Genomic DNA, 24029 nt, shown 5'->3' with positions numbered 1-24029 from the left:
TCTGCGCCGGCATAAATACAACAAAGCCGGCATGTACGCCGGCTTTGTTGCTGTTAGTCTGGGTCAGACCCGCTCAAAAACTGTGGCAATACCCTGACCAAGACCAATACACATGGTTGCCAGTCCCAGCCTGGCGTCCTTGCGCTCCATGAGATTGATCAGGGTCGTCGAGATCCGTGCGCCAGAGCAGCCAAGGGGGTGACCCAACGCAATGGCACCTCCGTTGAGATTCACTTTCTCATCAACTAATTCCAACAATCCCAAATCTTTAACGCAGGGCAGTGATTGCGCCGCGAAGGCTTCGTTCAGTTCAATGACATCCATATCCTGAATAGTGAGGCCAGCTCGGGCCAGCGCCTTCTGCGTTGCCGGGACTGGACCATATCCCATGACTGCCGGGTCACAACCAGCTACGGCCATCGATCTGACGCGAGCCCTTATGGTTAAACCAAGTGCTTTAGCCTTTTCCTCCTCCATGACCAGCATGGCTGCCGCACCATCAGAGAGCGCGGATGAGGTTCCGGCGGTGACAGTACCGTTGACCGGATCAAACACGGGTCTGAGCGCCGCAAGCGATTCAATGGATGTCTCTGGACGGATTACTTCATCGTAATCCACTTTGATGAGTGTACCGTCGGCATCATGCCCTTCAATGGCCCAGATTTCATTGGCAAACCGGCCTTCCACACTGGCGGCATGAGCTCGTTGGTGAGAGCGAACTGCAAATTGGTCCTGCATCTCCCGGCTGATGCCATGCAGTTTGCCCAGCATTTCAGCGGTCAATCCCATCATTCCGGATGCCTTGGCGACATTGTTTGCCAGACCGGGGTGAAAGTCGACACCATGACTCATGGGGACGTGGCCCATATGTTCCACGCCGCCGATGATGAAGGTATCACCCATGCCGGTCATAATGGCTCTGGATGCCTGATGCAGCGCTTCCATGGATGAACCACACAGACGGTTTACTGTGACTGCACCTGCCTGTTTGGGGATCCCGGCAAGTAAAGAGGCGTTGCGGGCAATATTAAAACCCTGTTCCAGCGTTTGCTGCACACACCCCCAAATAACATCTTCGATATCGTTGGGGTCAACCTGAGGATTACGCAGCAGCAGTGCTTTCATCAGTTCGGCAGACAGGGTTTCGGCTCGAACATGACGGAACACGCCACCCTTGGAGCGTCCCATGGGAGTCCGGATACAGTCGACAATTACGGCTTGTTTCATTTTTTAAATTCCTTTCCCTGTTAACCCGCCTGATAGTAGCTGCCATTGCTGGCGGCCAGTTCACGCATTTTATCGGTTACCTGATAAAGCCCACCGAGATGAGCATATTGATCTGCCAGTGCTACAAAGTTGGCTACGTCCAAGGTATCCAGATAACGGAATACTCCCCCGCGGAACATGGGGAATCCCAGACCATAGATCAGACCCATGTCGGCTTCCGCTGGTGATCCTATGATCCCTTCCTCCAGGCAGCGCACGGTTTCGATAATCATGGGGATCATGGTGCGGGCAATGATTTCGTCATTGCTGAATTGTTTGGTATCGCCATATTCAGCCGCCAGCAAGCTTACTGCAGCCGGATCCATCTCTTTCTTCGGTTTGCCGCGCTTGTCAGTGGTGTAGCTGTAGAAACCCTTGCCATTTTTTTGACCGAGTCGCTGGTTGTCGAACATGATATCAATGGCATCGCGACCTGATTTACCCATGCGGTCAGGAAATCCATCTGCCATGACTGCCTGAGCATGATGGCCGGTATCCAGCCCGACGACATCGAGTAAATAAGCTGGGCCCATAGGCCAGCCGAATTGCTTCTCCATTACTTTGTCGATAGCAGCGAAGTCGCCACCATCTGCCAGCAATCCATTGAAGCCGGCAAAGTAGGGGAATAGTACCCGGTTAACGAAGAAGCCAGGACAGTCGTTGACTACGATAGGGGTCTTGCCCATTTTGCTGGCATAAGCGACGACTGTTGCAATCGTTTCCTCTGAGGTCTGCTCTCCACGAATCACCTCAACCAGTGGCATACGGTGGACCGGATTAAAAAAGTGCATGCCGCAGAACTGGGCTGGACGCTTGAGGTTTTTTGCGAGCAAATTGATGGATATGGTAGATGTGTTGGAGGCCAGAATTGCCTGTTGATCAACCTTGTCTTCTACTTCGGCCAGTACCATAGCTTTAATCCTGGGGTTTTCCACCACGGCTTCAACCACTACATCAGCATGAGCGACGGGCGCATAGTCCAGTGCTGGAGTGATATTGTTGAGCACCTGGGCCATTTGAGCGGGAGTTGAACGACCGGTTTCGACTTGTTTTGCCAGCAGTTTGGCAGCTTCACCCAGGCCTAAATCCAGTGCTGCCTGAGCGATGTCTTTCATGATGATGGGAGTACCTTTACTGGCACTTTGGTAGGCAATACCGCCGCCCATAATACCGGCTCCCAAAACCGCTGCCTGATTGACAGGCTTGGCTGACTTGGCCGCTTTTTTGGCTTTACCTTTTACTACCTGGTCATTCAGAAAGAGTCCAATTAATGCCGTGGCAACGTCGGTTTTGGCGAGCTGGGCAAATGCCTTGTGCTCAACCATCAAGGCTTCGGCGCGACTCATTACTGCTGCAGCTTCAATGACATTCACCGCGGCCATTGGCGCAGGGTAATGCTTGCCTGCCAACTGGAATACCATGCCTTTGGCTGTGGTAAAGCTCATCAGGGCTTCTAATTTTGGCAGCGTCAGTGGCGACTGTTTGCGCTTGCGGCGGGCTTGCCAATCCAGACGTTGATTGATGGCATCCATAAGCATTTTAAGTGCGGCTTCTTCGAGCTGTTGCGGCGCAACCACAGCGTCCAGTGCGCCAACTGCCAATGCTGCATCTGGCTTTTGCTCTTTACCTGAGGTAATCCATTCCATGGCATTATCGGCTCCGATGATTCTGGGCAAGCGAACCGTGCCACCGAACCCCGGAATGATCCCAAGTTTGGTCTCAGGTAAACCGATACGGGCAGTGGTGTCTGCAATACGCAGATCAGTTGCCAGAATCGTTTCACAACCACCACCCAGCGCGAATCCTCTTATTACCGATAGGGTAGGAAAGGGCAGATCTTCCAGTTTGTTGAAAACCGCATTTGCCTGTTCCAGCCAATTCAGCAGAATGTCATCACTCTGGGAAAACAGCCCCAGAAATTCGGTTATGTCGGCGCCGACGATAAAGGTGTCTTTGCCACTGACCAGCAGCAGGCCTTTTGCGTTACCGTCAGCGATCAGCGTATCGAGTGCCTGATCGAGAGATTCCAGGGTTTCCCGGTCGAATTTGTTTACTGAACCCGGAGCATTGAAGCACAGACGTGCGACCTGGTTGTCCAGTAGCTCAACCTGAATCGTGGGACTTTGGTAGATCATTTGCTTGCATCCTTATTGCTGAGGCGGGGTTAGCGGCCGGGCTCAGTGGTATGGATTGCTTTTCAGCAAAACTTCGACTGAGGATTCTTGGCTTTATTTCCCTGTCCATCTGTTCCGCAACGCGGTCATGGTTTGACCAGTTGCAGCTCAGTGTGCTTCCAAAAATTACAAAACACAACACCCAATTTAAACGATCGTTTAACTTTAATCACCTGTCAGAAATATATTACCCCTGTGATACACTTCCGGTATCCTCGATTTGTATGAATCGGGTGGAAAATACCTGAACATTATTAATTAATTACCCAGGGCGAATAGCATGGAACACTGGTCTGAACTTTATCGGGAACATCTGGCGCGACTGAATGAGCGGGCCCATGAGATTTTAACCAGAGAAAAATTGGCCGGCATGGTCATTCATTCAGGCCAGTTGCACAGGCAATTCCTTGATGACATGGATTATCCATTTAAAGTGAATCCTCACTTCAAAGCCTGGGTTCCGGTAGTTGATAACCCTAATTGCTGGCTGGTGATTAATGGTCACACCAAGCCCAGATTGATTTTCTACAAGCCAAAGGATTTTTGGCACAAAGTCGCTGACGTCCCTCAGGATTACTGGACTTCCCATATTGATATTCAGGTACTGACTAAAGCAGATCAGGTCGCGGCCCTGTTGCCACCGGATTTACAGGACTGGGCTTATATCGGTGAGCATTTGGATGTTGCCAGTGTATTGGGATTTGGTTGGCGTAATCCTGATGCTGTAATGCACTTTATGCATTTCCACCGAACGGTGAAAACTCCTTATGAACAAGCCTGTATGCGACAGGCCAATCGTATTGCTGTTAAGGGGCATGTTGCCGCGCGTGAGGCATTTTTCGCCGGTGGCAGTGAGTACGATATTCAGCTGGCCTATCTCGCTGCGACCAGCCAGGGGGAGAACGACTTGCCCTATGGCAATATTATTGGTCTTAACCAACATGCTGCAATTCTGCATTACATGGTACAGGAGCGGAAGTCGCCGACGCTGCGCCATTCAATGCTGATCGATGCCGGAGCGGCTTATATGGGATACGCAGCCGATATTACCCGTACTTATGCATTTGAAAAAAATGAGTTTCATGATCTCATTCAAGCGATGGACGCATTACAGCAAGAGATCATCGGCATGATGACAATCGGTTTGTCCTATGTGGATTTGCATCTCGCGACTCATCAGAAGCTGGCGGGAGTGCTGCTGCAATCCGGGCTGGCGACCGGAGATGAGCAGGCACTTATCGCCGGAGGGGTGACCAAGGCGTTCTTTCCACACGGCTTGGGTCATATGCTGGGACTGCAGGTTCATGATGTTGGTGGCTTTGCGCAGGATGAGCGGGGAACGCATCTGGCCGCTCCTGAACAACACCCGTTTTTGCGCTGTACGAGGCAATTGGCGGCAGGTCAGGTGCTGACCATTGAGCCGGGTCTGTATATCATTGACTCCCTGTTGGCCGATCTCAGAAATACCGGCGCTGCGCAGTTGGTTAACTGGCAGAAGGTTGAAGCTACCCGTCCTTTTGGGGGCATCCGTATTGAGGATAACGTGATAGTGCATGAGAGCGGTATAGAAAATATGACCCGAGAGTGTGGATTAGTTGAGTGAGTCTTTCTCCATACCCGCTGCTGAGCTGGTATTTGAAGAGGAGATAAAGCATAGCCGCTTTATCTCGCTGTTGTTTCACTGCCAGAGTGCTGAAGATTTTCGATGTACGCTTAAGGACATTCGTCAGCGTTATCCGGGGGCGACACACTATTGTCAGGCGTTTGTCGCAGGCAGGCCAGGCGATACCATGATGGTGGGATTCAGTGATGATGGAGAGCCTGCTGGCAGTGCCGGGCGCCCTATGCTGGCCGTGTTGCAGGGAAGTGGTATCGGGGAGATTGGTGCTGTGGTGGTGCGTTACTATGGTGGAATTAAGCTGGGAGTGGGCGGTTTGGTCAGAGCCTACGCCTCCGGTTTGAAACAGGCCTTACCCCAGTTAACCACAGCGCAGAAATTGCTGAGATATCCTGCCAGCATTGAGTGCGATTACGCCATGCTGCGGGATGTGGAATATATGATTGAACGTCATCAGGGGGTGATTACCCACAGGGATTTTGGTGGCGCGGTTGCTCTGAAGTTCGAGTTGCCTGCAAGTCAGCGGGTTGAACTCAACCAACAATTGGCAACTGTGAGTCAGGGGGCGGTTCAGGCCCGTTTTGACCAGTGAATGACCTGTATCTTTATGCGAAAATGCAGGTTTTATTTTGACGTTGCAGTAACTCCTGCAGCATGACAGAACCCTTTGAATGCAATACAGAACGATAATCAGAATAATAGGCCTGTTGGTAGGCTTGTTCTCCATGACCATGCTGCCGTCGGCTCTGGTAGCCTTTATCTACAAAGATGGTGGGGGAACCGCTTTCTTTCAGGCGTTTTTTGTCAGTCTGTTTATCGGCTTTTTACTCTGGTATCCCAATCGCCAGCACAAAGCAGAGTTGAGAACCCGGGAGGGGTTTCTGATTGTGGTGCTGTTCTGGACTGTACTGGGGCTTATCGGTACTTTACCTTTCGTCTTTTCCAGTCAGCCGGATCTTAGCTGGACCGACAGTATCTTTGAATCTTTCTCCGCACTGACTACCACCGGGGCGACAGTCATCGTTGGCCTGGACTCCTTGCCAAAGGCGATATTGTTTTATCGCCATTTGCTGCAGTGGCTCGGCGGTATGGGGATCATTGTGCTGGCAGTGGCGATTCTGCCAGTGTTGGGCGTCGGGGGGATGCAGCTTTACCGGGCAGAGATCCCCGGGCCTGTTAAAGACTCCAAAATGACGCCCCGAATCGCCGAAACCGCCAAGGCGCTTTGGTATATCTATCTGTTGCTGACCATTGCCTGTGCTGTCGCCTATTGGATTGCAGGCATGAGTGCCTTTGATGCCATCTGCCATTCATTTTCAACCATCGCGATTGGGGGATTTTCTACCCACGATGCCAGTATGGGGTATTTTGATAGCCCAACTATCAATATGATTTGTGTGGTCTTTTTGCTGATCGCTGCGATTAACTTCAGTGTTCACTTTGCCGCCTTTTCCCGCCGTGGCATCAATCTCAAAGTGTACTTCCGCGATACAGAATTTAAAGTGCTGATCGGCATCCAATTCCTGCTCACCGCCATCTGTTTCGCCACGCTTTATCATTCCGGTATCTATGATTCCGCGGAAGAAACTTTTGATTATGCCTTGTTCCAGGCGGTTTCTATTTCCACCACGGCGGGGTTCGGTACCGAGAGTTTTCATCTGTGGCCCTTATTCCTGCCAATGCTGCTGATTTTCTCCAGCTTTATTGGTGGTTGTGGCGGTTCGACTGCTGGTGGTATCAAGGTTATGCGGGTGATTTTGCTGCTGCTTCAGGGGTCGCGTGAGCTGAAGCGTCTGGTGCATCCGCGGGCCATGTTCTCTATTCGTATTGGTTCTACGGCTTTGCCGGATAGGGTAATTGATGCGGTATGGGGATTTTTCTCGGCTTATACCATGGTATTTGTTCTCTGCATGCTGGTGCTACTGGCGCTGGGTATGGATAACATTACCGCATTCAGTGCCGTGGCAGCCTGTTTGAACAACCTGGGACCGGGGCTTGGAGAAGTGGCCAGTAATTATGCCAGTATCTCCGATGGTGCCAAATGGGTGCTGGTGGTCGCTATGTTGTTTGGCCGACTGGAAGTCTTTACTTTGCTGGTGTTGTTTACACCGACATTCTGGAAAAACTGATGAGCCGGACTCTGATCCTTTACTCCACTGTTGATGGTCATACGCTGCGGATTTGTCAGCGTATAGCGGATCGGTTGCTTGCCGCGGGCGAGCTGGTCGAGGTGCGCGATATAGAGAGGGTGGATGACGCGCTGCTGGCTTGTCATGACAAGATTCTGGTCGGCGCCAGTATCAGATATGGTAAACACCGGCCCGCCTTATTTGAATTTGGTCGTCGTTACCAAGCTTTACTGGATGCCAGAATCAATGGTTTTTTCACGGTCAATGTGGTCGCCAGAAAACCTCTTAAAAACACGCCACAGACCAATCCCTATATGCAGAAGTTTCTGACTTTATCTGCCTGGCAGCCCCAGCAACTCGGGGTCTTTGCCGGGAAGATAGATTATCCAAAATATCGCTTGTTTGACCGCACCATGATCCGCTTCATCATGTGGCTGACCAAGGGCCCGACCGATATCCGCGGTAGCTTCGAGTTTACCGACTGGGACATGGTCGACGCTTTCGCCAAAGCATTCGGCGAGCGTTAGCGCTGCCGGCAGACTATCCGCGTTATTTTTGATTACCGGGAGCGCAGAACTGCTTGTACATAATGGCTATTACTTCCCTCACTTTTTCGTTCTTCAGTTTGTAATAAACAATTTGTGAGCTTTTTCGGCAGTCAACCAAATCCTGTTCGCGCAATACCGCCAGATGCTGAGACAATGCAGACTGACTCAGAGGAATGTTTTCATTCAGTTCGGTCACGCTCAGCTCTTTGTCCAGCAGCTGGCATAACGTCATCAGACGATAAGGATTGGCAATGGCTTTCAGCCATTTTGCGGCCTGCTCGGCGTTGCTCACCATCTCTTCAGCATTAATTTCTTTCTGCATATTCAATTGAGTTGTGATTTACGGATTAGATAATTCTAATGAAAAGTGCGCTTGCTTGCCAGTGATAGGCGGCATTGTGATTTATTGAGCTCATAAGCTGCGAAAATGTGATCTCAAGGCGAGCGTGCTTTGCTGCTTGGGTTAACATGGGGCCATCTGAATCAAGCTTGCCAGGGTGGTAAATGAAATCCGTATTAGTGCTCTATTTTTCGCGGGGCGGGCATACAGCCAAGATCGCCGCTGCGATAGCGGCCCGTATTCGCAGTCAGGGACATCATTGTGATGTACTCAATATCAATGACGGGACAGTGCCAGAGTGGGATAAGTATGACACCCTGGTGCTGGGAGCCTGTGTGTTGTATGGCACTTATCACAAGTCGGTATTTGCTTTTGTGCAGCAATATCAGGCGCAGCTATCTGCCAAACCCAACAGCTTTTTCTGCGTTAACGTAGTTGCCAGAAAGCCGGAAAAGCGGGTACTGGAGAACAACAAGTATCTGCAGAAGTTTTTGATGATGTCGCCCTGGCAGCCTGCGGATCTGAAGATTATTCCCGGTAAGGTCGATTATCCTTCCTGGCCATGGTACGACAGGCTGGCGATCCAACTGATCATGAAGATGACCGATGGACCGACAGATCCCAAATCCGTCATTGACTATACCGATTGGCAGGATGTGGATGTCTATGCTGATCATCTACTGACGCTCTAGTCGTTACCCGGATAGCAAAACGCCCGCAACTGCGGGCGTTGTTGTCTCTGTTGTCGGTGCTGAATCAGTATTTCCAGAATCCTGGATGGAACAGGACGGCTACCGTCAGGATTTCCAGTCGTCCCATCAGCATACCAACCGCCAGTGCCCACTTGGCAACATCCGGCAGGCTGGCGAAGTTGCCGGCAGGTCCAATGACTGGGCCAAGCCCCGGGCCGACGTTGGCCACCGCAGTGATGGCTCCAGACAGGCTGGTGATGGGATCCAGTCCGGTCAGTACCAGTATCAGGCTCAGCAGTACAATAACCCCCGCCAGTAACAGGCTGAAGGTCACTATCGAACGAACAATGTCGTCGGTAACGAAGCGATTGTTATAGGACTGACGAGTCACTGCACTGGGATGAAATTGCTGTTTAACCTGAGCTTTCATCACGGACAGCGCAATCTGAAAGCGGAATATCTTGATGCCACCTGCAGTTGAACCGGAGCAGCCGCCGACCAGCATTAAAAACAGGAAAGTGATAAAGGCAAAACCGCCCCAGGTGCCATAATCCGTCAATCCATAACCTGTGGTGGTAACCACTGACACCACATTGAAGCTGGTCAGGCGGATAGCATCCATAAAGGCTATTTCCCGGGTCAGCCACATCCATATTGCCAGAGTGAAAGAAACGACAATCAGCAGTATGACATAGCCTTTAATTTGCTGGTCGCCCCACACTTTGAGCGTGCGGTTTTTCAGGCTCTGCATAAACAGCAACAGCGGCAGGCCGCCGGCAGCCATAAACAGCGTGCCGACCCACTGGGCATTGTCACTGAAGTTCGCCATCGACTTATCGGATGTGGAATAGCCGCCAGTGGACAGTGTGGTCATGGCATGATTAATGGCATCAAACCATTTCATCCCTGCCAGGTGATAACTCATTGCACACAAAACGGTGAGCAGGAAATACACCCAGAACAGATCTTTGGCCATACTGCGGGTGCGGGGCACGGTCTTATCGCCCCAATCGGAGCTTTCGGTGCGAAACAGCTTCATCCCCCCGACGTTAAGGAACGGCAGAATGGCTACCGCCATCACAATAAAGCCTATGCCGCCGAGCCATTGCAACAGTGAGCGCCACATCAGAATACTGTGATCCATCTGATCCAGCCCTGACAATACGGTTGAGCCAGTGGTGGTGACACCTGACATGGTTTCAAAAAAGGCGTCGGTATAGTTGATGCCGTGATACAGGGTAAAGGGCATGGCCGCAAACAGGCTGACGATAAACCAGGTCAGACTGGTGAGCAGAAACATGTCTCTAATATTCAGCTTGAGATGGCGGCGTTTGCCGCCTTGCATACAGATGCTGGCCACTGTGCCGGTCAGCAGGGCGGAAAGCATAAATGCGCCTGCAGTTTCTTCGCCATAATAGAGGGCGAAGACTAAAGGCAGACACATAAACCCCGCCATCATCGACAGCAGTATGCCGAGAAGGAAGAGTAAATGTCTGATATTAAGCATAATGTTGGCCTGGCAGGCTCAGAAGAAAAAGGCGCTCGGCTGGAACAGCTTTTCCACCTCACCGATAAACTTCTTGTTGACCAAAAACAGAATCACATGATCCCCCTGTTCGATCACTGTCTTATCGTGTGCCATCAGCACTTCGTCATCGCGAACGATAGCGCCGATAGTTGTGCCGGGTGGCAGTTTAATGTCTTCCACCGCTTTACCCACCACTTTGGAAGTGGCTGGATCGCCGTGAGCGATGGCTTCAATTGCTTCTGCCGCGCCGCGTCTGAGCGAATATACGTTGCAGATATCGCCCTGGCGAATATGAGTCAGCAGGGCAGAGATAGTCGCCTGTTGGGGAGAGATGGCGATGTCGATATTGGCTTCCTGCACTATGTCGACGTAGGCCTCGCGCTGAATAAGCACCATTACCTTCTTGGCGCCCATGCGTTTAGCGAGTAATGCCGACATAATGTTGGCTTCATCGTCGTTGGTCACCGCAATGAATACATCGGTCTGATCTATGTGCTCTTCCTGCAGCAGTTCCTGATCTGAGGCATCCCCACAGAAGACTGTGGTGTTTTCCAGTTTCTCTGACAGTAACTCCGCCTGCTCCTGGCGGTGTTCTATTAATTTAACCGAGTGATTGCGTTCTAGTTTTTTAGCCAGACCAAAGCCGATATTACCGCCACCGGCAATCATGATGTTGCGGTAGGAGTTATCTAGCTTCTGCATCTCACTCATTACTGCGCGGATATGGCGGCTGTCAGCGACGAAGAACACTTCATCATCGGCTTCAATAATGGTGGTGCCCCTGGGCATGATAGGCCGTCCCTGACGGAAAATTGCGGCAACCCGGGTATCAATATTAGGCATGTGTTCACGCAGAGTGGCCAGCGCGTTGCCGACAAGCGGACCGCCATAATAGGCGCGTACTGCCACCAGGCTGAGGCGTCCTTCAGCAAACTCCAGTACCTGCAGTGCCCCAGGATACTCGACCAATCTATGTATGTAAGCGGTTACCAACTGCTCAGGGGCTATCAACTCGTCGATAATGAAACCGCCACGAATGCGGTTTTCACTGTTCTTGGTTTCACTGTCGATAAACAGCTTGTCCCTGAGGCTCAGGTAAGGCTCAGATCGAATACGGGCAATTTTGGTCGGAGTGCCATACAGGGAATAGGCTATCTGACAGGCTGCCATGTTGCACTCATCGCTGTTGGTAACCGCAATCAGCATGTCGGCATCTTCGGCGCCTGCTTCTTTGAGGACATCCGGATGAGCACCGTGACCGGTAATCACCCTCAGGTCAAACTTGTCCTGCAGGGATTGCAATCTGGCTCTATTGGTATCAATCAGGGTGATATCGTTATTTTCACCCACCAGATTCTCGGCCAGGGTTCCACCCACCTGTCCCGCGCCTAAAATGATAATTTTCATTCGTTGCCCGTTCGATCTTATCGCTGTGGTTCAATGCTACCGGGATTGGATTGGCTAATCACGCCTGTTTGCGCAGGCGCGCATAATAAAATCCATCCATCTGTTGCTGGCCTGGCAGGATTTGCCAACCCGTTTCACCAGTATTGCTTTGTGGCAGGACATCTAGGGTAGCATCCGCCGTGCGCGCAAGGAAGGCGTTGATCTGGTCGCGGTTTTCCGCAGGCATGATAGAGCAGGTGGCATACAGCAAGGTGCCGCCAGGCTTCAGCCACTGCCAGCAGTGATCAAGAATTTTGCTCTGCAGGGCGGCCAGCTCTTCAATGTCTTTGGCTTTACGCAGCCATTTGATATCCGGGTGACGACGGATCACGCCGGTTGCCGAGCAGGGCGCATCCAGCAAAATGCGATCAAACTTGTCACCTTGCCACCAGGAATCGATATCAGACGCGTCGCCGTGGATCACCTCGGCCTGCAGATTCAGGCGACTGAGGTTTTCGCTGACTCGCTTGAGGCGCTTGTCATCAAAGTCGACGGCGACCAGAGTCGCTTCAGGGGCCAGCTCGAGGATGTGGCAGGTCTTGCCGCCGGGCGCCGCGCAGGCATCGAGAATCAGCTCATGGTTTTGTGGCTCCAGCAATGTCGCAGCCCACTGGGCGGCACCATCCTGCACCGAGGCGTGGCCTTCAAAGAAACCAGGCAACAGGCCGACATCAGTAGGGGACTCCAGCAAAATAGCTTGTGGTGAGCTACCTGCTGAGGCGGCTATTTGCGCTTCCGCCAGCGTGCTGAGGTATTCATCTCTGGTTTGCTTCAGCGCGTTGTTACGCAGCCACATGGGTGGACGCTGATGTGACTGCTCGATGATCTCCTGCCATTGGTTCGGATAGGCGGCTTTCAGGGATTTGACAATCCAGCCGGGCATATTGAATTTCAGGGTATCGTTGTCTTCCGACAATGGTGCCTGATTACGCTGAATGCTGCGCAATACGCCATTGACCACTTTAACCAGATTTTCGAAGCCAAGCTGGCGGCAGGCTTCGGCTGTTTCTGATATTGCCGCATGGGCAGGAATACGGGTGAAGTAGAGTTGATAGCAGCCAACCAGCAGCAGTTGGTGAACAATACGCTGTTTACCTTTGATGGGCTTGCTCAGACAATCACTGACCAGTTTGTCCAATTGCGGTAAGTGACGCATCACGCCATAGCAAATCTCTGCCAGCAGCCCTTTGTCTTTGCCACTGACCTTGGCCTGTTGCTCCGGCAGTGCGGCAGACAGTGAGATACCGCGCTCCAGTACGTCGAAAACGGCCTTGGCCGCCAATGCTCGAATATTCATGTATTACTCTGCCTGTGCGCTGGCCAACACTGTGCCCGGTGCGAACCATTCGCCACGGGCATTGAGGATATCGGCCACTGCCAGCGGCTTCTTACCCGGCAGTTGCATGGTTTTGAGAACCAGAATGCCTTCTCCAGTGGCAATTTCCAGCCCTTGCTTACCTGCAGCAATCACAGTGCCCGGCATAGCCTGGGTGGCGTCGGCTTTGACTTCAGCCTGCTGCACTTTGATGGTCTGGCCTTCGTGGTCGAAGTGGCTGATCGGCCAGGGATTAAAGGCGCGAATTTCACGCCACAAAGCCACTGCCGGTTTATTCCAGTCCAGGCGTGCTTCTTCTTTACTGAGCTTTTCGGCGTAGTTGGCCAGCGACTCGTCCTGCTTTTCTGCACTCAGCGTTCCGGCTGCCAGCCCTTCCAGTGCCTGCAGCAATGCTTCTGGCCCCTGGGCTGCCAGTTTCTCATACAGACTGGCAGAGGTATCCTGGTCTTCGATGTTCAGCTCGGTTTTCAGCAGCATATCGCCGGTATCCAGGCCGACATCCATCTGCATGATAGTGACACCGGTTTTTTCATCACCGGCCCACAGCGCCCGTTGGATCGGCGCTGCGCCGCGCCAGCGAGGCAAAATTGAACCATGCACGTTTATGCAGCCCAGTCTGGGCATCTCCAGCACTACTTTGGGCAGGATTAAACCATAGGCCACAACGACCATAATATCGGCGTTCAGTGCGGCCAATTGCTGTTGGGCGTCTTCTTTACGCAAAGAGGCTGGCTGAAAGACAGGAATATCATGTTCCTGCGCCAGCACTTTCACCGGACTTGGAGTCAGCTTCTTGCCGCGACCAGCTGGTTTATCCGGTTGGGTATACACTGCAACAATGTTGTGGCGGGAACCCATTAACGCCTGTAGATGGCGAGCGGCGAAATCCGGCGTACCGGCAAAAATGATATTGAGTGGTTTCAAGTGAGATCCTGTGTATCAGTTGGCTTTGGCCTGGCGTGCGGCCTTTTCCATTTTCTGGCGAATACGCTGGCGTTTCAGTGGCGACAGATAATCCACAAACAATTTGCCCTGCAGATGGTCCATTTCGTGTTGAATACAGATGGCAAACAGCCCATCTGCTTCAACGGTGAACTCGTTGCCGTGACGATCCTGTGCCTTGACTGTGACCTGCTCACAGCGGTCGACCTTGGCAAAAATGCCGGGTACAGACAGGCAACCCTCTTCATTACAGAAGTCACCACTGGACGCCATGATTTGCGGATTGATAAAGACTTTTGGCCGGTCAACTTCATCCTGCAGGTCCATCACGATCAGCTGGTGATGAAAATCGACCTGAGTGGCGGCGAGCCCGATGCCTTTTTCCTGGTACATGGTGTCAAACATGTCGTCAATTTGGGTTTGCAGGGCATCGCCAAAATCAGTTACAGGTTTGGCGACTGTGCGTAATCTTTCATCCGGGAAACAGAGCACCTGGAGTAAAGCCATAATAGTTAAACTCTTAACAAGTCTGTCAAAATTACACCAGTTGGTTATACTGGCCTGTGTGGTTGGATTAATTTTAATCCCAAGCGGCATTCATTGACAGCAAAAGCTCACTGAAGAGTCAATCATCATGGACGGTCCGATGAAACGCATTTTCTTACCCTTAACGCTGGGGGTGGCCCTGGTAGCCCAGGCCGGTGCAGCGCTGGCAGATGTGATTACCCTTAAACCCGGGCATCCAGACTCCTACGTTGTGCAAAAAGGTGACACCCTGTGGGATATCTCGGCCCACTTCCTGAATGATCCCTGGCGCTGGCCAAATTTGTGGGGTAACAATCCACAAATTGCCAACCCCCACCTTATTTATCCAGGGGACAGACTCAGCCTGATTTTTGTCGATGGCCAGCCCAGACTGGTGCATAAGCCTGTGGTACGCAAGTCTCCAGAAGGACGGGTTCAGTCCAAGGGGGATGCGGTGCCTGCTGTTGACTTGGCGTTGATCCAACCCTATCTGATCCAAAATCGGGTGGTTGATGTGGCGTGGTTTGAACAACAGCCGGTTTTACTCGGAGGTGAAACTGCATCACGACATCATGTTGCCGGTCAGCAGGTTTATGTTGATGGACCGTTGATAGTTGGCCAGAAGGTCGGCTTTTATACCGGTGGCAGAATTTTTAATCGTGACACAGATGGCGAGACTTTGGGACAGGAAGCGATTTTAACGGCAACCGGACAGGTAGTGGCAAGTGGTGATGTGTCCACTGTGATGTTAAAGACCAGTTTCAGAGAAACCAAGCCGGGCAACAGATTACTGGCTTTGGATGATACTTCTTTGCTGCCTATCTATTTTATGCCCAAGGCTGCCGAGGTGGCTGAGCCGACGAAAATTCTGGCTTCAGGCATTGATGTCCGTGAAATGGGCAAGCTGGATGTGGTTTATATTGACCGTGGCACAACAGATGGCGTGACCCAGGGCGATGTGTTTGCCATATTCAGGGATGGCGATGAAGTCGTCATCGATAAAGATGGAATTCCCGTTCCTTCTGCCGATCGCTCCTCCTATGACAAGGTGTTGGCCACTATTTCAGATTCCAGTACATATCAATTACCTGCCAACTATCATGGCAATTTGATGGTATTCAAGGTGTTTGATAATACTGCCCTGGGCCTGATAATGGTTAATGAAAGGCCTGTACGGGTAAATGACCGTCTGGAAACGCCCAAACCGCCATTACTCGGAGAATAACACTGACAGACAGCCTGCCTGATTGGCTGGCGGTTGCTGCGGTATCCGGTTTGGGGCCTGCCGGAATACAACGCCAATTGGAATCCATGACGCTGCCTGAACTCAGGCAGCGTCTTCAGTTTGAGCCTGACTCACTTGAAGGTGCTGGGCGCAGTCGTTTCCGTTTGCAACCCGAGCGGGTCGAAATGGCGTTATCCTGGCAAGCGGCCGCCGCCGATCATGCCATCATCTGTTTTGATGACCCCTTTTATCCGCCTTTGCTGCGCACTATCTACGATCCTCCCCCTGTTCTGTTTGCCAAAGGGCGACCCGAATTACTGCAGGTACCCGCTGTAGCTGTGGTTGGCAGTCGCAGTTCCAGTCCGGCCGGTTTGCAAAGCGGCCGTATGCTCAGCCATCAATTGGCAGCTCAGGGGGTGATGGTGTGCAGTGGTCTGGCGTCCGGCATTGATGCTGCAGCTCATTTGGGCGCACTGGATGCTGGTGGCGCTACCGTTGCAGTGTTGGGAACCGGGGTGGATGAGTGTTATCCCAGACGCAATCAGCAACTCTATCTGGCGATTCGTGAGCAGGGATGTTTGATCAGTGAGTTCTGGCCGGATACTAAAGCCTTTGCCGGTAATTTCCCCAAACGGAATCGCATTATCAGTGGCATTTCGCTGGGAACGCTGGTGGTGGAGGCCAGATTAAAAAGTGGTTCGCTTATTACCGCCAGGCTGGCGGCCGAGCAGGGGCGGGAGGTTTTTGCTGTGCCTGGTGGAATTTTGGGCGGTCAGAGTGAAGGTTGTCATGAATTGCTTAAAAATGGTGCCAAACTTGTGGAGAATGCGGTCGATATTACTGAAGAGCTTGCTGCTCTGTGTGGTTGGCACCTTGAAGCCTTGCATTTATGTCACCATATAGCGCAGGAAAGCACCGCTGAGTTGCCAACTCCCTCTTTGTTGTCTAGTGTCAGATATGAAGTGACAACTTTGGATGAGGTGGTTGAACATAGTGGAAAAACGATAGATCACGTGTTGGAACAAATACTTGAACTTGAGTTACAGGGCTGGGTTGCTGCGGTGCCCGGGGGTTACGTCAGACTAAAGAGGAACTAGCCATGTTCGACATTCTCATGTATCTGTTTGAAAACTATGTGCACAGCGAAATGGAAATGATGGTGGATGAGGATGAACTGACTCAGGAATTGACCCGGGCAGGATTCCACCAGTCAGAAATTCTTAAAGCTCTCTCCTGGCTTGAACATCTTGCTGAATTGCAGGAAAGTGACAAACCCTATCTGCGCACCCATGATCAAACCTCTTTCCGTATCTATACCGATGCTGAGATGAGTAAGCTGGATGTTGAGTGTCGTGGTTTCCTGATGTTTCTGGAGCATATTCAGGTGCTCAGTGTTACCACCCGGGAAATGGTCATCGACAGAGTGATGGAGTTGGATGAGCCAACTTTGGTACTGGATGATCTCAAGTGGGTGATCCTGATGGTACTGTTCAACGCGCCCGGTAATGAATCAGCTTATGCCCAGATGGAAGATTTGGTGTTTGAGCAGCCCGACGGCATGCTGCATTCCTGAGTGGCACCACCAATCGTCTGGACACTGTGCTTGTTCAGCGGCATAGATAAAGGAGGTCTGGGCCTCCTTTTTTGATGTCCGATTGCGGGCAACGGCTGGTCGACATACCTGCAGGCAACACCTTACATCGACACTTTCCGGTGATAGATATTAAAAGTGCTGGTGCAATTCATCCGTTGGCAGGTGTGCAGGTTGCAGGTAGTCACGGTAGGCGTAGCGGTCGATTTTATTTATGTGTCGTTCTGTTGCCTCAGTTTTTGAACTTTCCTGTGCTACATCTGCGAGCCACTGTGTAAAGTCACTATCCAATTTGCTGAATTCTTCTAACTTGTTCATGTATCCGTCGAAATAATCAGATTTGAGCAAGGCGGCTGCCTGTCGTAATCCGACCTGGTGTTGTTCTGCCAGGAAGCGCATAGCCAGATAACTCCAGCGATAGGTATAGTCGACGCCGTCTTCATATTGAGTTGCAAAAATTCGTGCCAGTGTTGGTTGTGCTTGGTTATTGTCTTTGATTAGCGCCACTGCTTTGGGATTGTCATTGCCCTTGGAGATGTATTCGGCCAGTCCTTCTGCCCACCACACCAGATGCGAGGGGAAGTGCTCGAATCCGGCGTATTTAACATAACGTCCATCCAGGTAGTGCACATACTCATGATTCAGGTTCCAAATCGCAAAGTCATCGATCCAAAACTGTCTGAACGCGAAGAAGCTGGCTTGGTTGTCTGGATTTTGTGGTGTGCCTTCAATGTACATGCCGCCGTTATCGGTACTGATGTCATACAGTAGTTGTCCATAGGCGTTGTACTGGGTCCAGTTGCTAAAAGTAACAACCTGCAGCGCATCGTTGTAGTCGTTTGCCACTGGTTGGTGGTTGGTCGCCAGCAGGCTATGAAAATCCATTTCCTGAGACGTGAGTTTGTGACAGCTGATATTCAGCTCATCAGAATTGAGATCCTGATGCCGGATGAATAATGACTCCGAGCAGGAGTGAACATAGGGCAGCACTGCTTCAATCGTTGGGATCCGGCAGATATCAGACAGTTGCTCACACAACTGCTTCTTGCCGAAGATATTGACATGGTAGCCCAGGGTGTAACTCTGTCTGGCGTTATCCCCCCTGAGCCGTAAATCCTGACGGGCAATGGCTGCTGCGCGGTCATCCACCATGGTTTCAGAGATGGGTTGTTCATCCGCCAGTGCCAGACGATACATGGCCAATGCCCAGTAACCATTGTCGATTCGCCAACTGGCGTAACCCTGTGCAAGTTGCGATTCAGTGAACGCAGACAACGCGTAGAAGACACTATCATCAGTCATGACACCGGCGAGCTCAGAGTCGGTATGTTTTTGACTGAGGTGCAATAAAAAGCCGTAGGCCCTTAATGTTTCCCACAGGGCATAGTCGGAAGCCTGGCTTGGTGTGAGGCGATTAAGTTGCGCCAGTTGAGCGTGGAGTCTGGGCAGCAGGCTTGCCAGCTGCGCAGGTGTGTTTTCGTTGAAGTAGCGATACAGAGTTACGGCAAAATGTTCCTGCAGACGGGGTGTCGTTGGCAGCCTGTCCAGATTGCTGGCGAGTCTATCTAAATCTGCGTCGTTTAATGCTTTGATATCACCGTAGTAGCTGAAGGCTCGCAGGTAATAGAGCAGCTTATCAAGCTCATCAGGGGATTGAGTTTGTCCCAGTTTGAAAATAGTGTCTCGAGCCGTGAGCAGATCATACTCAGTCGTGTCGGTAAAATACTGCTGCGCATCGTATTGCAGCAGTGCATCTGCCTTGGGCGTGGGTCTTTCTGGCAGGCTTAGCTGACTGCAGCCGACCAACCCCGAGATTGCTATCGCCAGCAGCAAAGTGTTGAGTTTCATGGTTACTCCCTAACCTTATTGTTATTTTGTATACAATATATCCACTTGCAGCGGTTGAGTATATGGATATTTCCCACGCTTCTGAGCTGGCTGAATTCCACCGGTGCATGAGGCTTGGTAAAATAGTGCAATCTCACTGCAGGAATTTTCCATGTCCAAGATTGATGACCAGCTTTTCAGTGCCCATGAACATGCATTGGAAAAAGAATATGAACTCTGTCCCAAGTGCGGCAGCGAGTTATCTGTCCGTCACTCCAAACATGGTGGTTTTATCGGTTGTAACAACTATCCGGTATGCGACTATACCCGACCATTGGTGCAACATGAGAATCTTGAAGCTCAGGTAATTGAGGGCTCTGTATGCCCCGAATGTGGTCATGAACTGGCAGTAAAATCAGGGCGCTTCGGCATTTTTATCGGCTGTACCAACTATCCGGCCTGTCATCACATTGAAAAGCCCGGTCAGGATGAAGCCCAAGCCATAGCCTGCCCGGTATGCAACAAAGGCCATATGGAGCAAAGAACCAGCCGATTTGGCAAGTCTTTCTATGCCTGCAACACCTATCCCAAGTGCAAGTTTTTGGTGAATTATCCGCCAGTGGCCGAATCTTGTCCTGATTGTGGTTTTGGCATACTGGTTGAGCGTAACACCGTCTCCGGAAAACGCCTGGAATGTCCGCAAAAATCCTGTAAATTCAAACGTAAACTCTGACATTTCAGGACGGTTATTCAGTAATCTGTGATCCTGGTCATAATGTTTGGCGCAGAATAGGGACAGAGATTATAATCTGCCGCGGTCGGGATGGGGCGACCGGAATGGGCGTATTAGCCCGCTGTCAGGATATGCTAATAACAGGTGGAACCAAGATGCTGCAATTGCACCCATCAGATGCAAACAATGTCATTCAACTGGGCGGTGTTGTCGCCTATCCAACAGAGGCTGTATATGGTTTGGGCTGCGATCCGGACAATGATGCGGCTATCGAAAAACTACTGCAAATAAAGCAGCGCCCCTGGCAAAAAGGCCTGATTTTAGTGGCTGCCAATATTCAACAGTTGGCTCCTTATGTGGATTTCAGTCGTTTGAGCAGTGAACAGCTGCAACGAGCACAGGATAAATGGCCAGGCCCCTTTACTTTCGTCATGCCAACTTTTGCCCATACCTCGACTATGCTGCGCGGGCAATTCGACTCCATTGCCGTGAGAGTCTCAGCCCATCCCGTTGTCCGGGAGTTGTGTGATACTTTGGGTAAGCCCCTGGTATCGACCAGTGCCAATCTGGCGGGTGAGGAGCCGGCATTGCATGCTGAGACTATTTTGAGTGACTTTGCTGACAAGGTTGATGCCCTAATCTTGGGCGAGTTGGGATTGCAGCGCCAGCCATCAACCATCATCGATGCCATCAGTGGACAAGTATTAAGACAAGGATAATCAGTATGGGATTGCCGGACAGCGGCCAGGTGAAGGCCTTTTTAATCGCTTTGCAGCAACAGATCTGTGAGGGGCTTGAGCAACTCGATGGTCAGGCAACTTTTATTGCCGACAGTTGGACCCGCGAAGAGGGCGGTGGTGGAACCAGTAGGGTATTGCGTGATGGTGCGGTATTTGAGCAGGCTGGGGTGAATTTTTCCCATGTCACCGGCGCCATGATGCCTGCGTCAGCCACGGCACATCGTCCTGAGTTGGCGGGCCGCAGTTTTGAGGCCATGGGTGTGTCGTTGGTTATTCATCCCCGCAATCCCTACATTCCAACGACCCATGCCAATGTGCGATTTTTTATTGCCTACAAAGAGGGGCAAGACCCGGTTTGGTGGTTTGGCGGTGGCTTTGACCTGACCCCGTATTACCCATTCCGCGAAGATGTAGTGCAGTGGCATCAGGCGGTCAGAGACATTTGCCTGCCGTTTGGAAAGCCGGTTTACCCTAAATACAAACAATGGTGTGATGAATACTTCTTCCTGCCTCATCGGGGAGAAACCCGTGGTGTTGGAGGGTTGTTCTTCGATGATCTCAATACCTGGGAATTTGAGCGCTGTTTTGACTTTATGCAAGCCGTGGGTGAAGGCTTTCTCAAGGCTTATGCGCCTATTGTTGAGCGCCGCAAAAACACTGAGTACGGCGAGCGGGAACGTCAGTTTCAGCTCTATCGCCGCGGCCGATATGTGGAGTTCAATCTGGTGTATGACAGGGGCACGCTATTTGGCCTGCAGACGGGTGGACGTACCGAATCTATCCTGATGTCCATGCCACCGTTGGTTCGCTGGGAATACAGCTACAATCCTGAGGAAGGGAGCCCGGAAGCTGAGTTGTATGAGACCTACCTGAAACCTCAGCAATGGTTGGACTGAGTCTTACGTAATAAAGTGAAAGCCAGCAACTGCTGGCTTTTGTCTTAAAACGCTAATCAATACCTATTATCTGAAGGTTATTGATTTCGCATATGATCAGCCAGTTCAGATACGGCTTGAAAGATGGCTTGCCTGTGTTGAGGGTTTTTCACCTCTTTAACCAGTGCTGCCTGCATGCAGATTAACCATTGATCCCGAAGATTATCATCGATGGCAAAGGGCATGTGCCTGGCTCTAAGCGCTGGGTGACCATACTTCTGTTGATAAAGTTGCGGGCCGCCAAGCCAGCCGCTGAGAAACTCAAATAATTTCTGCTCTGACTGAGCGATGGGTGCTTTGTGGATTGCCAGCAGTTCCCGGGTTTCAGGTTGGCTTTGCATTTCCTGGTAAAACTGGTGCGCCAGGGCTTTTATTACCGCTTCCCCACCAATTCTGTCATAGGCATTGGATTGCCGGGGATCCCGCTCACCGTTGTCGGTACTTTCCTGGCCGCTAAATAGCTTCTTCAACCATTTCATCTGTATTGTTGACTTCCCTTTACTGAGATAGCTGAAGTCTACTGCAGCACAAGCGATGGAATACAGGCCAATCTGCGTGATGGGCTTGCACTCATATAGTGTGGCGGTAGACTGCCTGTAACTCAGGTTATAACGCAGGTTGATGATGTCTGACAGATATACCGTTTTTGGTAACCCCATCGCTCACAGCAAGTCTCCCGTTATCCATGCCTCATTCGCGGCACAGACTCATCAGGATATGAGTTATGACACCTCGTTGGTGCCGCTGGATGGATTTGAAATGGCAGTTCGCCGTTTTATGGCACAGGGAGGGCGGGGCGCAAATGTGACTGTTCCATTCAAAGAGCAGGCTTATCAACTGTGCGACCAGCTGAGTGATGAAGCCCGCCTTGCCGGTGCTGTGAATACCCTGAGTTTTTCCGATGATGGCCGTATTTATGGGGATAACACTGATGGGCGTGGGCTGGTGGCCGATCTTGAGCGACATATAAGATTGCAAGGCAAGCGTATTTTGCTTCTTGGCGCAGGTGGTGCAGCCAGGGGCGCGATTCTGCCACTGCTGCAGGCGAAGCCTGCTGAGTTGGTGATCTGCAATCGTACCGAGTCCAAAGCTCAGGCATTGGCGGCCTTATTCAGAAAGTATGGTGGCATCAGGGCTGAGGCAATAACCACACCAGGGCGCGGTTTTGATATTGTCATCAATTCAACCTCTGCCAGCCTTGCGGGTGAGCTTCCACCGGTGCCCGCTGAGATTTTTAACGCGGATACACTGTGTTACGACATGATGTACGGCGCCGACATGACCGCTTTTAATCGTTGGGCAAGCGCACAGGGCGTCATTCATACCCTGGATGGATTGGGAATGTTGGTCGGTCAGGCGGCTATTGCCTTTAAGTTGTGGCGCAATGTCATGCCGGATGTAGATGTTGTATTGGCATCGTTAAGAAGCCGTTTGGAGGCGTAATGAACCAAAGTGTTATTTTTCCGGATTTACAAAGCTGGGATGCGACGAAACAGCAGATGGTTTTTCCCGTACAGGTAGATGGCCAAACCCTGTTTTGTGTCATTGGGTTGGCCGGATTGGCTAAATTGAGCGGTGTATCAGATGTCACCGCTGAGAATGTGTTGGATGTGTTTTCCCAATGCCGATTTGATGTTGAAGACTTGGCTGAGCTGAAGTTGGTCGCCGAAGCGTTTGATGCAGAAGGGCATGTGCTGTTGGGTTAACCTGCCTGGTTACACCAAAGGGAGCCGCAGCTCCCTTTCAATTGTCATCTCCAAAGCACCAGAGACGGTGACTTTACCTTTAGCTTATTTCCTCAATATATTCATTTTTCAATCTGACATAGTTATCGGCAGACTGTTTGAGGAATGTTTTTTCTGCTTCAGTCAGTGCTCTGGCTTGTTTGGCCGGACTGCCAACGTATAGAAAGCCGCTTTGCAGCACTTTGTTTGGAGGTACCAGGGTGCCGCCGCCGATCATTACATCGTCCTCGATGATGGCGCCGTCCAATACAATGGCTCCCATACCTACCAGTACCCGATTGCCTATAGTGCAGCCATGTAACATGGCCTTATGTCCCACCGTCACGTCATCACCAATAATCAGAGGATAGCCAGCAGGGTTATTTGCTGAAGTTCGGGTTACATGAAGAACGCTGCCATCCTGCACATTTGAACGCTTGCCTATCTTGATGAAGTTTACGTCGCCCCGGCCGGCAACCAGAGGCCAAATGCTGGCGTCTTCTGCCAGTTCAATATCTCCAACCAGCACAGCGCTTTCATCGACGTAGACTTTCTGCCCCAGAGTGGGGTGCTTTCCTTTGTATGAACGAATAGAAGATGACATGTATTTCCCCTGAAATGGCGTTTTTTGACAGTATAAAGGTTAAAAAAACGCAGACCAGGGCGAAATTTGGTCAAGTGAGCAGAAAAATGTATTTTTCTTTCATATC

General features: G+C 51.2%; 24 protein-coding genes. 13 read left to right on the top strand and 11 right to left on the bottom strand.

Features of this window, described 5'->3' with window-relative positions:
- Positions 1 to 63 precede the first annotated feature (63 nt).
- Both fadA and fadB read right to left on the bottom strand, forming a co-directional pair.
- Positions 64 to 1227, bottom strand: a complete 1164-nt coding sequence (gene fadA, locus ACRRUX_RS18540) for an acetyl-CoA C-acyltransferase FadA (protein WP_432533206.1) — start codon at positions 1225 to 1227, stop codon at positions 64 to 66.
- Between the two features lie 20 nt (positions 1228 to 1247).
- A complete protein-coding gene (fadB, locus tag ACRRUX_RS18535; RefSeq protein WP_432533203.1) occupies positions 1248 to 3401 on the bottom strand; it encodes a fatty acid oxidation complex subunit alpha FadB in 2154 nt (717 codons plus the stop codon).
- A gap of 319 nt (positions 3402 to 3720) precedes the next feature.
- Between fadB and pepQ the strand changes: the two genes are divergently transcribed.
- The 4 genes from pepQ to hemG (ACRRUX_RS18515) all read left to right on the top strand — a co-directional run bounded on the left by pepQ (position 3721) and on the right by hemG (ACRRUX_RS18515) (position 7714).
- Complete coding sequence (pepQ, locus tag ACRRUX_RS18530) at positions 3721 to 5043, top strand: Xaa-Pro dipeptidase (RefSeq protein ID WP_432533200.1); 1323 nt, start codon at positions 3721 to 3723, stop codon at positions 5041 to 5043.
- On the top strand, positions 5036 to 5650 hold the full coding sequence (locus ACRRUX_RS18525; RefSeq protein WP_432533198.1) for a YigZ family protein: 615 nt from the start codon (positions 5036 to 5038) through the stop codon (positions 5648 to 5650). Before pepQ ends, ACRRUX_RS18525 begins: the two co-directional genes overlap by 8 nt.
- A gap of 79 nt (positions 5651 to 5729) precedes the next feature.
- On the top strand, positions 5730 to 7187 hold the full coding sequence (locus tag ACRRUX_RS18520) for a TrkH family potassium uptake protein (RefSeq protein ID WP_432533195.1): 1458 nt from the start codon (positions 5730 to 5732) through the stop codon (positions 7185 to 7187).
- Positions 7187 to 7714: a menaquinone-dependent protoporphyrinogen IX dehydrogenase gene (hemG, locus tag ACRRUX_RS18515; RefSeq protein ID WP_432533192.1), complete on the top strand. Its 528-nt coding sequence runs from the start codon at positions 7187 to 7189 to the stop codon at positions 7712 to 7714. Before ACRRUX_RS18520 ends, hemG (ACRRUX_RS18515) begins: the two co-directional genes overlap by 1 nt.
- Positions 7715 to 7736: 22 nt before the next feature.
- On the opposite strand, the gene ACRRUX_RS18510 is transcribed toward hemG (ACRRUX_RS18515), so the two are convergent.
- Positions 7737 to 8057: an ArsR/SmtB family transcription factor gene (locus ACRRUX_RS18510; protein WP_432533189.1), complete on the bottom strand. Its 321-nt coding sequence runs from the start codon at positions 8055 to 8057 to the stop codon at positions 7737 to 7739.
- Positions 8058 to 8239: 182 nt separating this feature from the next.
- Here ACRRUX_RS18510 and hemG (ACRRUX_RS18505) point away from each other — a divergent pair, with 182 nt between their 5' ends.
- The gene (gene hemG, locus ACRRUX_RS18505; RefSeq protein ID WP_432533186.1) at positions 8240 to 8767 is read left to right on the top strand and encodes a menaquinone-dependent protoporphyrinogen IX dehydrogenase; all 528 of its coding nucleotides are present in this window, start codon (positions 8240 to 8242) and stop codon (positions 8765 to 8767) included.
- Positions 8768 to 8831: 64 nt separating this feature from the next.
- On the opposite strand, the gene ACRRUX_RS18500 is transcribed toward hemG (ACRRUX_RS18505), so the two are convergent.
- The 5 genes from ACRRUX_RS18500 to def are packed head-to-tail and all read right to left on the bottom strand — an operon-like array spanning position 8832 to position 14526.
- The gene (locus ACRRUX_RS18500) at positions 8832 to 10274 is read right to left on the bottom strand and encodes a TrkH family potassium uptake protein (protein ID WP_432533183.1); all 1443 of its coding nucleotides are present in this window, start codon (positions 10272 to 10274) and stop codon (positions 8832 to 8834) included.
- An 18-nt stretch (positions 10275 to 10292) separates the two neighbouring features.
- Positions 10293 to 11702 carry a Trk system potassium transporter TrkA gene (trkA, locus tag ACRRUX_RS18495; protein ID WP_432533180.1) on the bottom strand — a complete coding sequence of 470 codons (1410 nt, stop codon included), beginning with the start codon at positions 11700 to 11702 and terminating at the stop codon, positions 10293 to 10295.
- Between the two features lie 58 nt (positions 11703 to 11760).
- Positions 11761 to 13038, bottom strand: coding sequence for a 16S rRNA (cytosine(967)-C(5))-methyltransferase RsmB (gene rsmB, locus ACRRUX_RS18490; RefSeq protein ID WP_432533177.1), 1278 nt, complete (start codon positions 13036 to 13038; stop codon positions 11761 to 11763).
- A gap of 3 nt (positions 13039 to 13041) precedes the next feature.
- On the bottom strand, positions 13042 to 14001 hold the full coding sequence (gene fmt, locus ACRRUX_RS18485) for a methionyl-tRNA formyltransferase (protein ID WP_432533175.1): 960 nt from the start codon (positions 13999 to 14001) through the stop codon (positions 13042 to 13044).
- Positions 14002 to 14016: 15 nt separating this feature from the next.
- Positions 14017 to 14526 carry a peptide deformylase gene (gene def, locus ACRRUX_RS18480; protein WP_432533172.1) on the bottom strand — a complete coding sequence of 170 codons (510 nt, stop codon included), beginning with the start codon at positions 14524 to 14526 and terminating at the stop codon, positions 14017 to 14019.
- Between the two features lie 127 nt (positions 14527 to 14653).
- Here def and ACRRUX_RS18475 point away from each other — a divergent pair, with 127 nt between their 5' ends.
- The 3 genes from ACRRUX_RS18475 to ACRRUX_RS18465 all read left to right on the top strand — a co-directional run bounded on the left by ACRRUX_RS18475 (position 14654) and on the right by ACRRUX_RS18465 (position 17342).
- On the top strand, positions 14654 to 15769 hold the full coding sequence (locus ACRRUX_RS18475) for a LysM peptidoglycan-binding domain-containing protein (RefSeq protein WP_432533169.1): 1116 nt from the start codon (positions 14654 to 14656) through the stop codon (positions 15767 to 15769).
- 86 nt (positions 15770 to 15855) lie between these two features.
- Positions 15856 to 16866, top strand: a complete 1011-nt coding sequence (gene dprA, locus ACRRUX_RS18470; RefSeq protein WP_432533330.1) for a DNA-processing protein DprA — start codon at positions 15856 to 15858, stop codon at positions 16864 to 16866.
- A 2-nt stretch (positions 16867 to 16868) separates the two neighbouring features.
- A complete protein-coding gene (locus ACRRUX_RS18465) occupies positions 16869 to 17342 on the top strand; it encodes a DUF494 family protein (RefSeq protein ID WP_432533166.1) in 474 nt (157 codons plus the stop codon).
- A 150-nt stretch (positions 17343 to 17492) separates the two neighbouring features.
- Here the strand turns inward: ACRRUX_RS18465 and ACRRUX_RS18460 are convergent, their stop codons facing one another.
- Positions 17493 to 19208: a collagenase gene (locus tag ACRRUX_RS18460; RefSeq protein WP_432533163.1), complete on the bottom strand. Its 1716-nt coding sequence runs from the start codon at positions 19206 to 19208 to the stop codon at positions 17493 to 17495.
- Positions 19209 to 19359: 151 nt separating this feature from the next.
- On the opposite strand from ACRRUX_RS18460, the gene ACRRUX_RS18455 reads away from it, so the two are divergent.
- The 3 genes from ACRRUX_RS18455 to hemF all read left to right on the top strand — a co-directional run bounded on the left by ACRRUX_RS18455 (position 19360) and on the right by hemF (position 21556).
- Positions 19360 to 19920, top strand: a complete 561-nt coding sequence (locus tag ACRRUX_RS18455) for a topoisomerase DNA-binding C4 zinc finger domain-containing protein (protein WP_432533160.1) — start codon at positions 19360 to 19362, stop codon at positions 19918 to 19920.
- 155 nt (positions 19921 to 20075) lie between these two features.
- Positions 20076 to 20639, top strand: coding sequence for an L-threonylcarbamoyladenylate synthase (locus tag ACRRUX_RS18450; RefSeq protein ID WP_432533157.1), 564 nt, complete (start codon positions 20076 to 20078; stop codon positions 20637 to 20639).
- Between the two features lie 5 nt (positions 20640 to 20644).
- Positions 20645 to 21556 (top strand): oxygen-dependent coproporphyrinogen oxidase, encoded by a 912-nt coding sequence (hemF, locus tag ACRRUX_RS18445; protein ID WP_432533154.1) that lies wholly within the window; start codon positions 20645 to 20647, stop codon positions 21554 to 21556.
- A gap of 77 nt (positions 21557 to 21633) precedes the next feature.
- Here hemF and ACRRUX_RS18440 read toward each other — a convergent pair whose 3' ends face one another.
- Entirely contained in the window at positions 21634 to 22074 is a 441-nt protein-coding gene (locus ACRRUX_RS18440; RefSeq protein WP_432533151.1) for a group II truncated hemoglobin, read from the bottom strand.
- 145 nt (positions 22075 to 22219) lie between these two features.
- Here ACRRUX_RS18440 and aroE point away from each other — a divergent pair, with 145 nt between their 5' ends.
- Complete coding sequence (gene aroE, locus ACRRUX_RS18435; RefSeq protein ID WP_432533327.1) at positions 22220 to 23038, top strand: shikimate dehydrogenase; 819 nt, start codon at positions 22220 to 22222, stop codon at positions 23036 to 23038.
- On the top strand, positions 23038 to 23301 hold the full coding sequence (locus ACRRUX_RS18430) for a DUF1488 domain-containing protein (RefSeq protein ID WP_432533148.1): 264 nt from the start codon (positions 23038 to 23040) through the stop codon (positions 23299 to 23301). Before aroE ends, ACRRUX_RS18430 begins: the two co-directional genes overlap by 1 nt.
- Positions 23302 to 23380: 79 nt before the next feature.
- Here ACRRUX_RS18430 and ACRRUX_RS18425 read toward each other — a convergent pair whose 3' ends face one another.
- Entirely contained in the window at positions 23381 to 23923 is a 543-nt protein-coding gene (locus ACRRUX_RS18425; RefSeq protein ID WP_432533145.1) for a gamma carbonic anhydrase family protein, read from the bottom strand.
- Positions 23924 to 24029: the final 106 nt, after the last annotated feature.

The organism is Shewanella sp. GXUN23E, from assembly GCF_050865035.1.
Taxonomy (GTDB): Bacteria; Pseudomonadota; Gammaproteobacteria; order Enterobacterales; family Shewanellaceae; genus Shewanella.
Note: the sequence above shows the minus strand (reverse complement) of the source record. Positions and strands in the feature narration are given on the sequence as shown.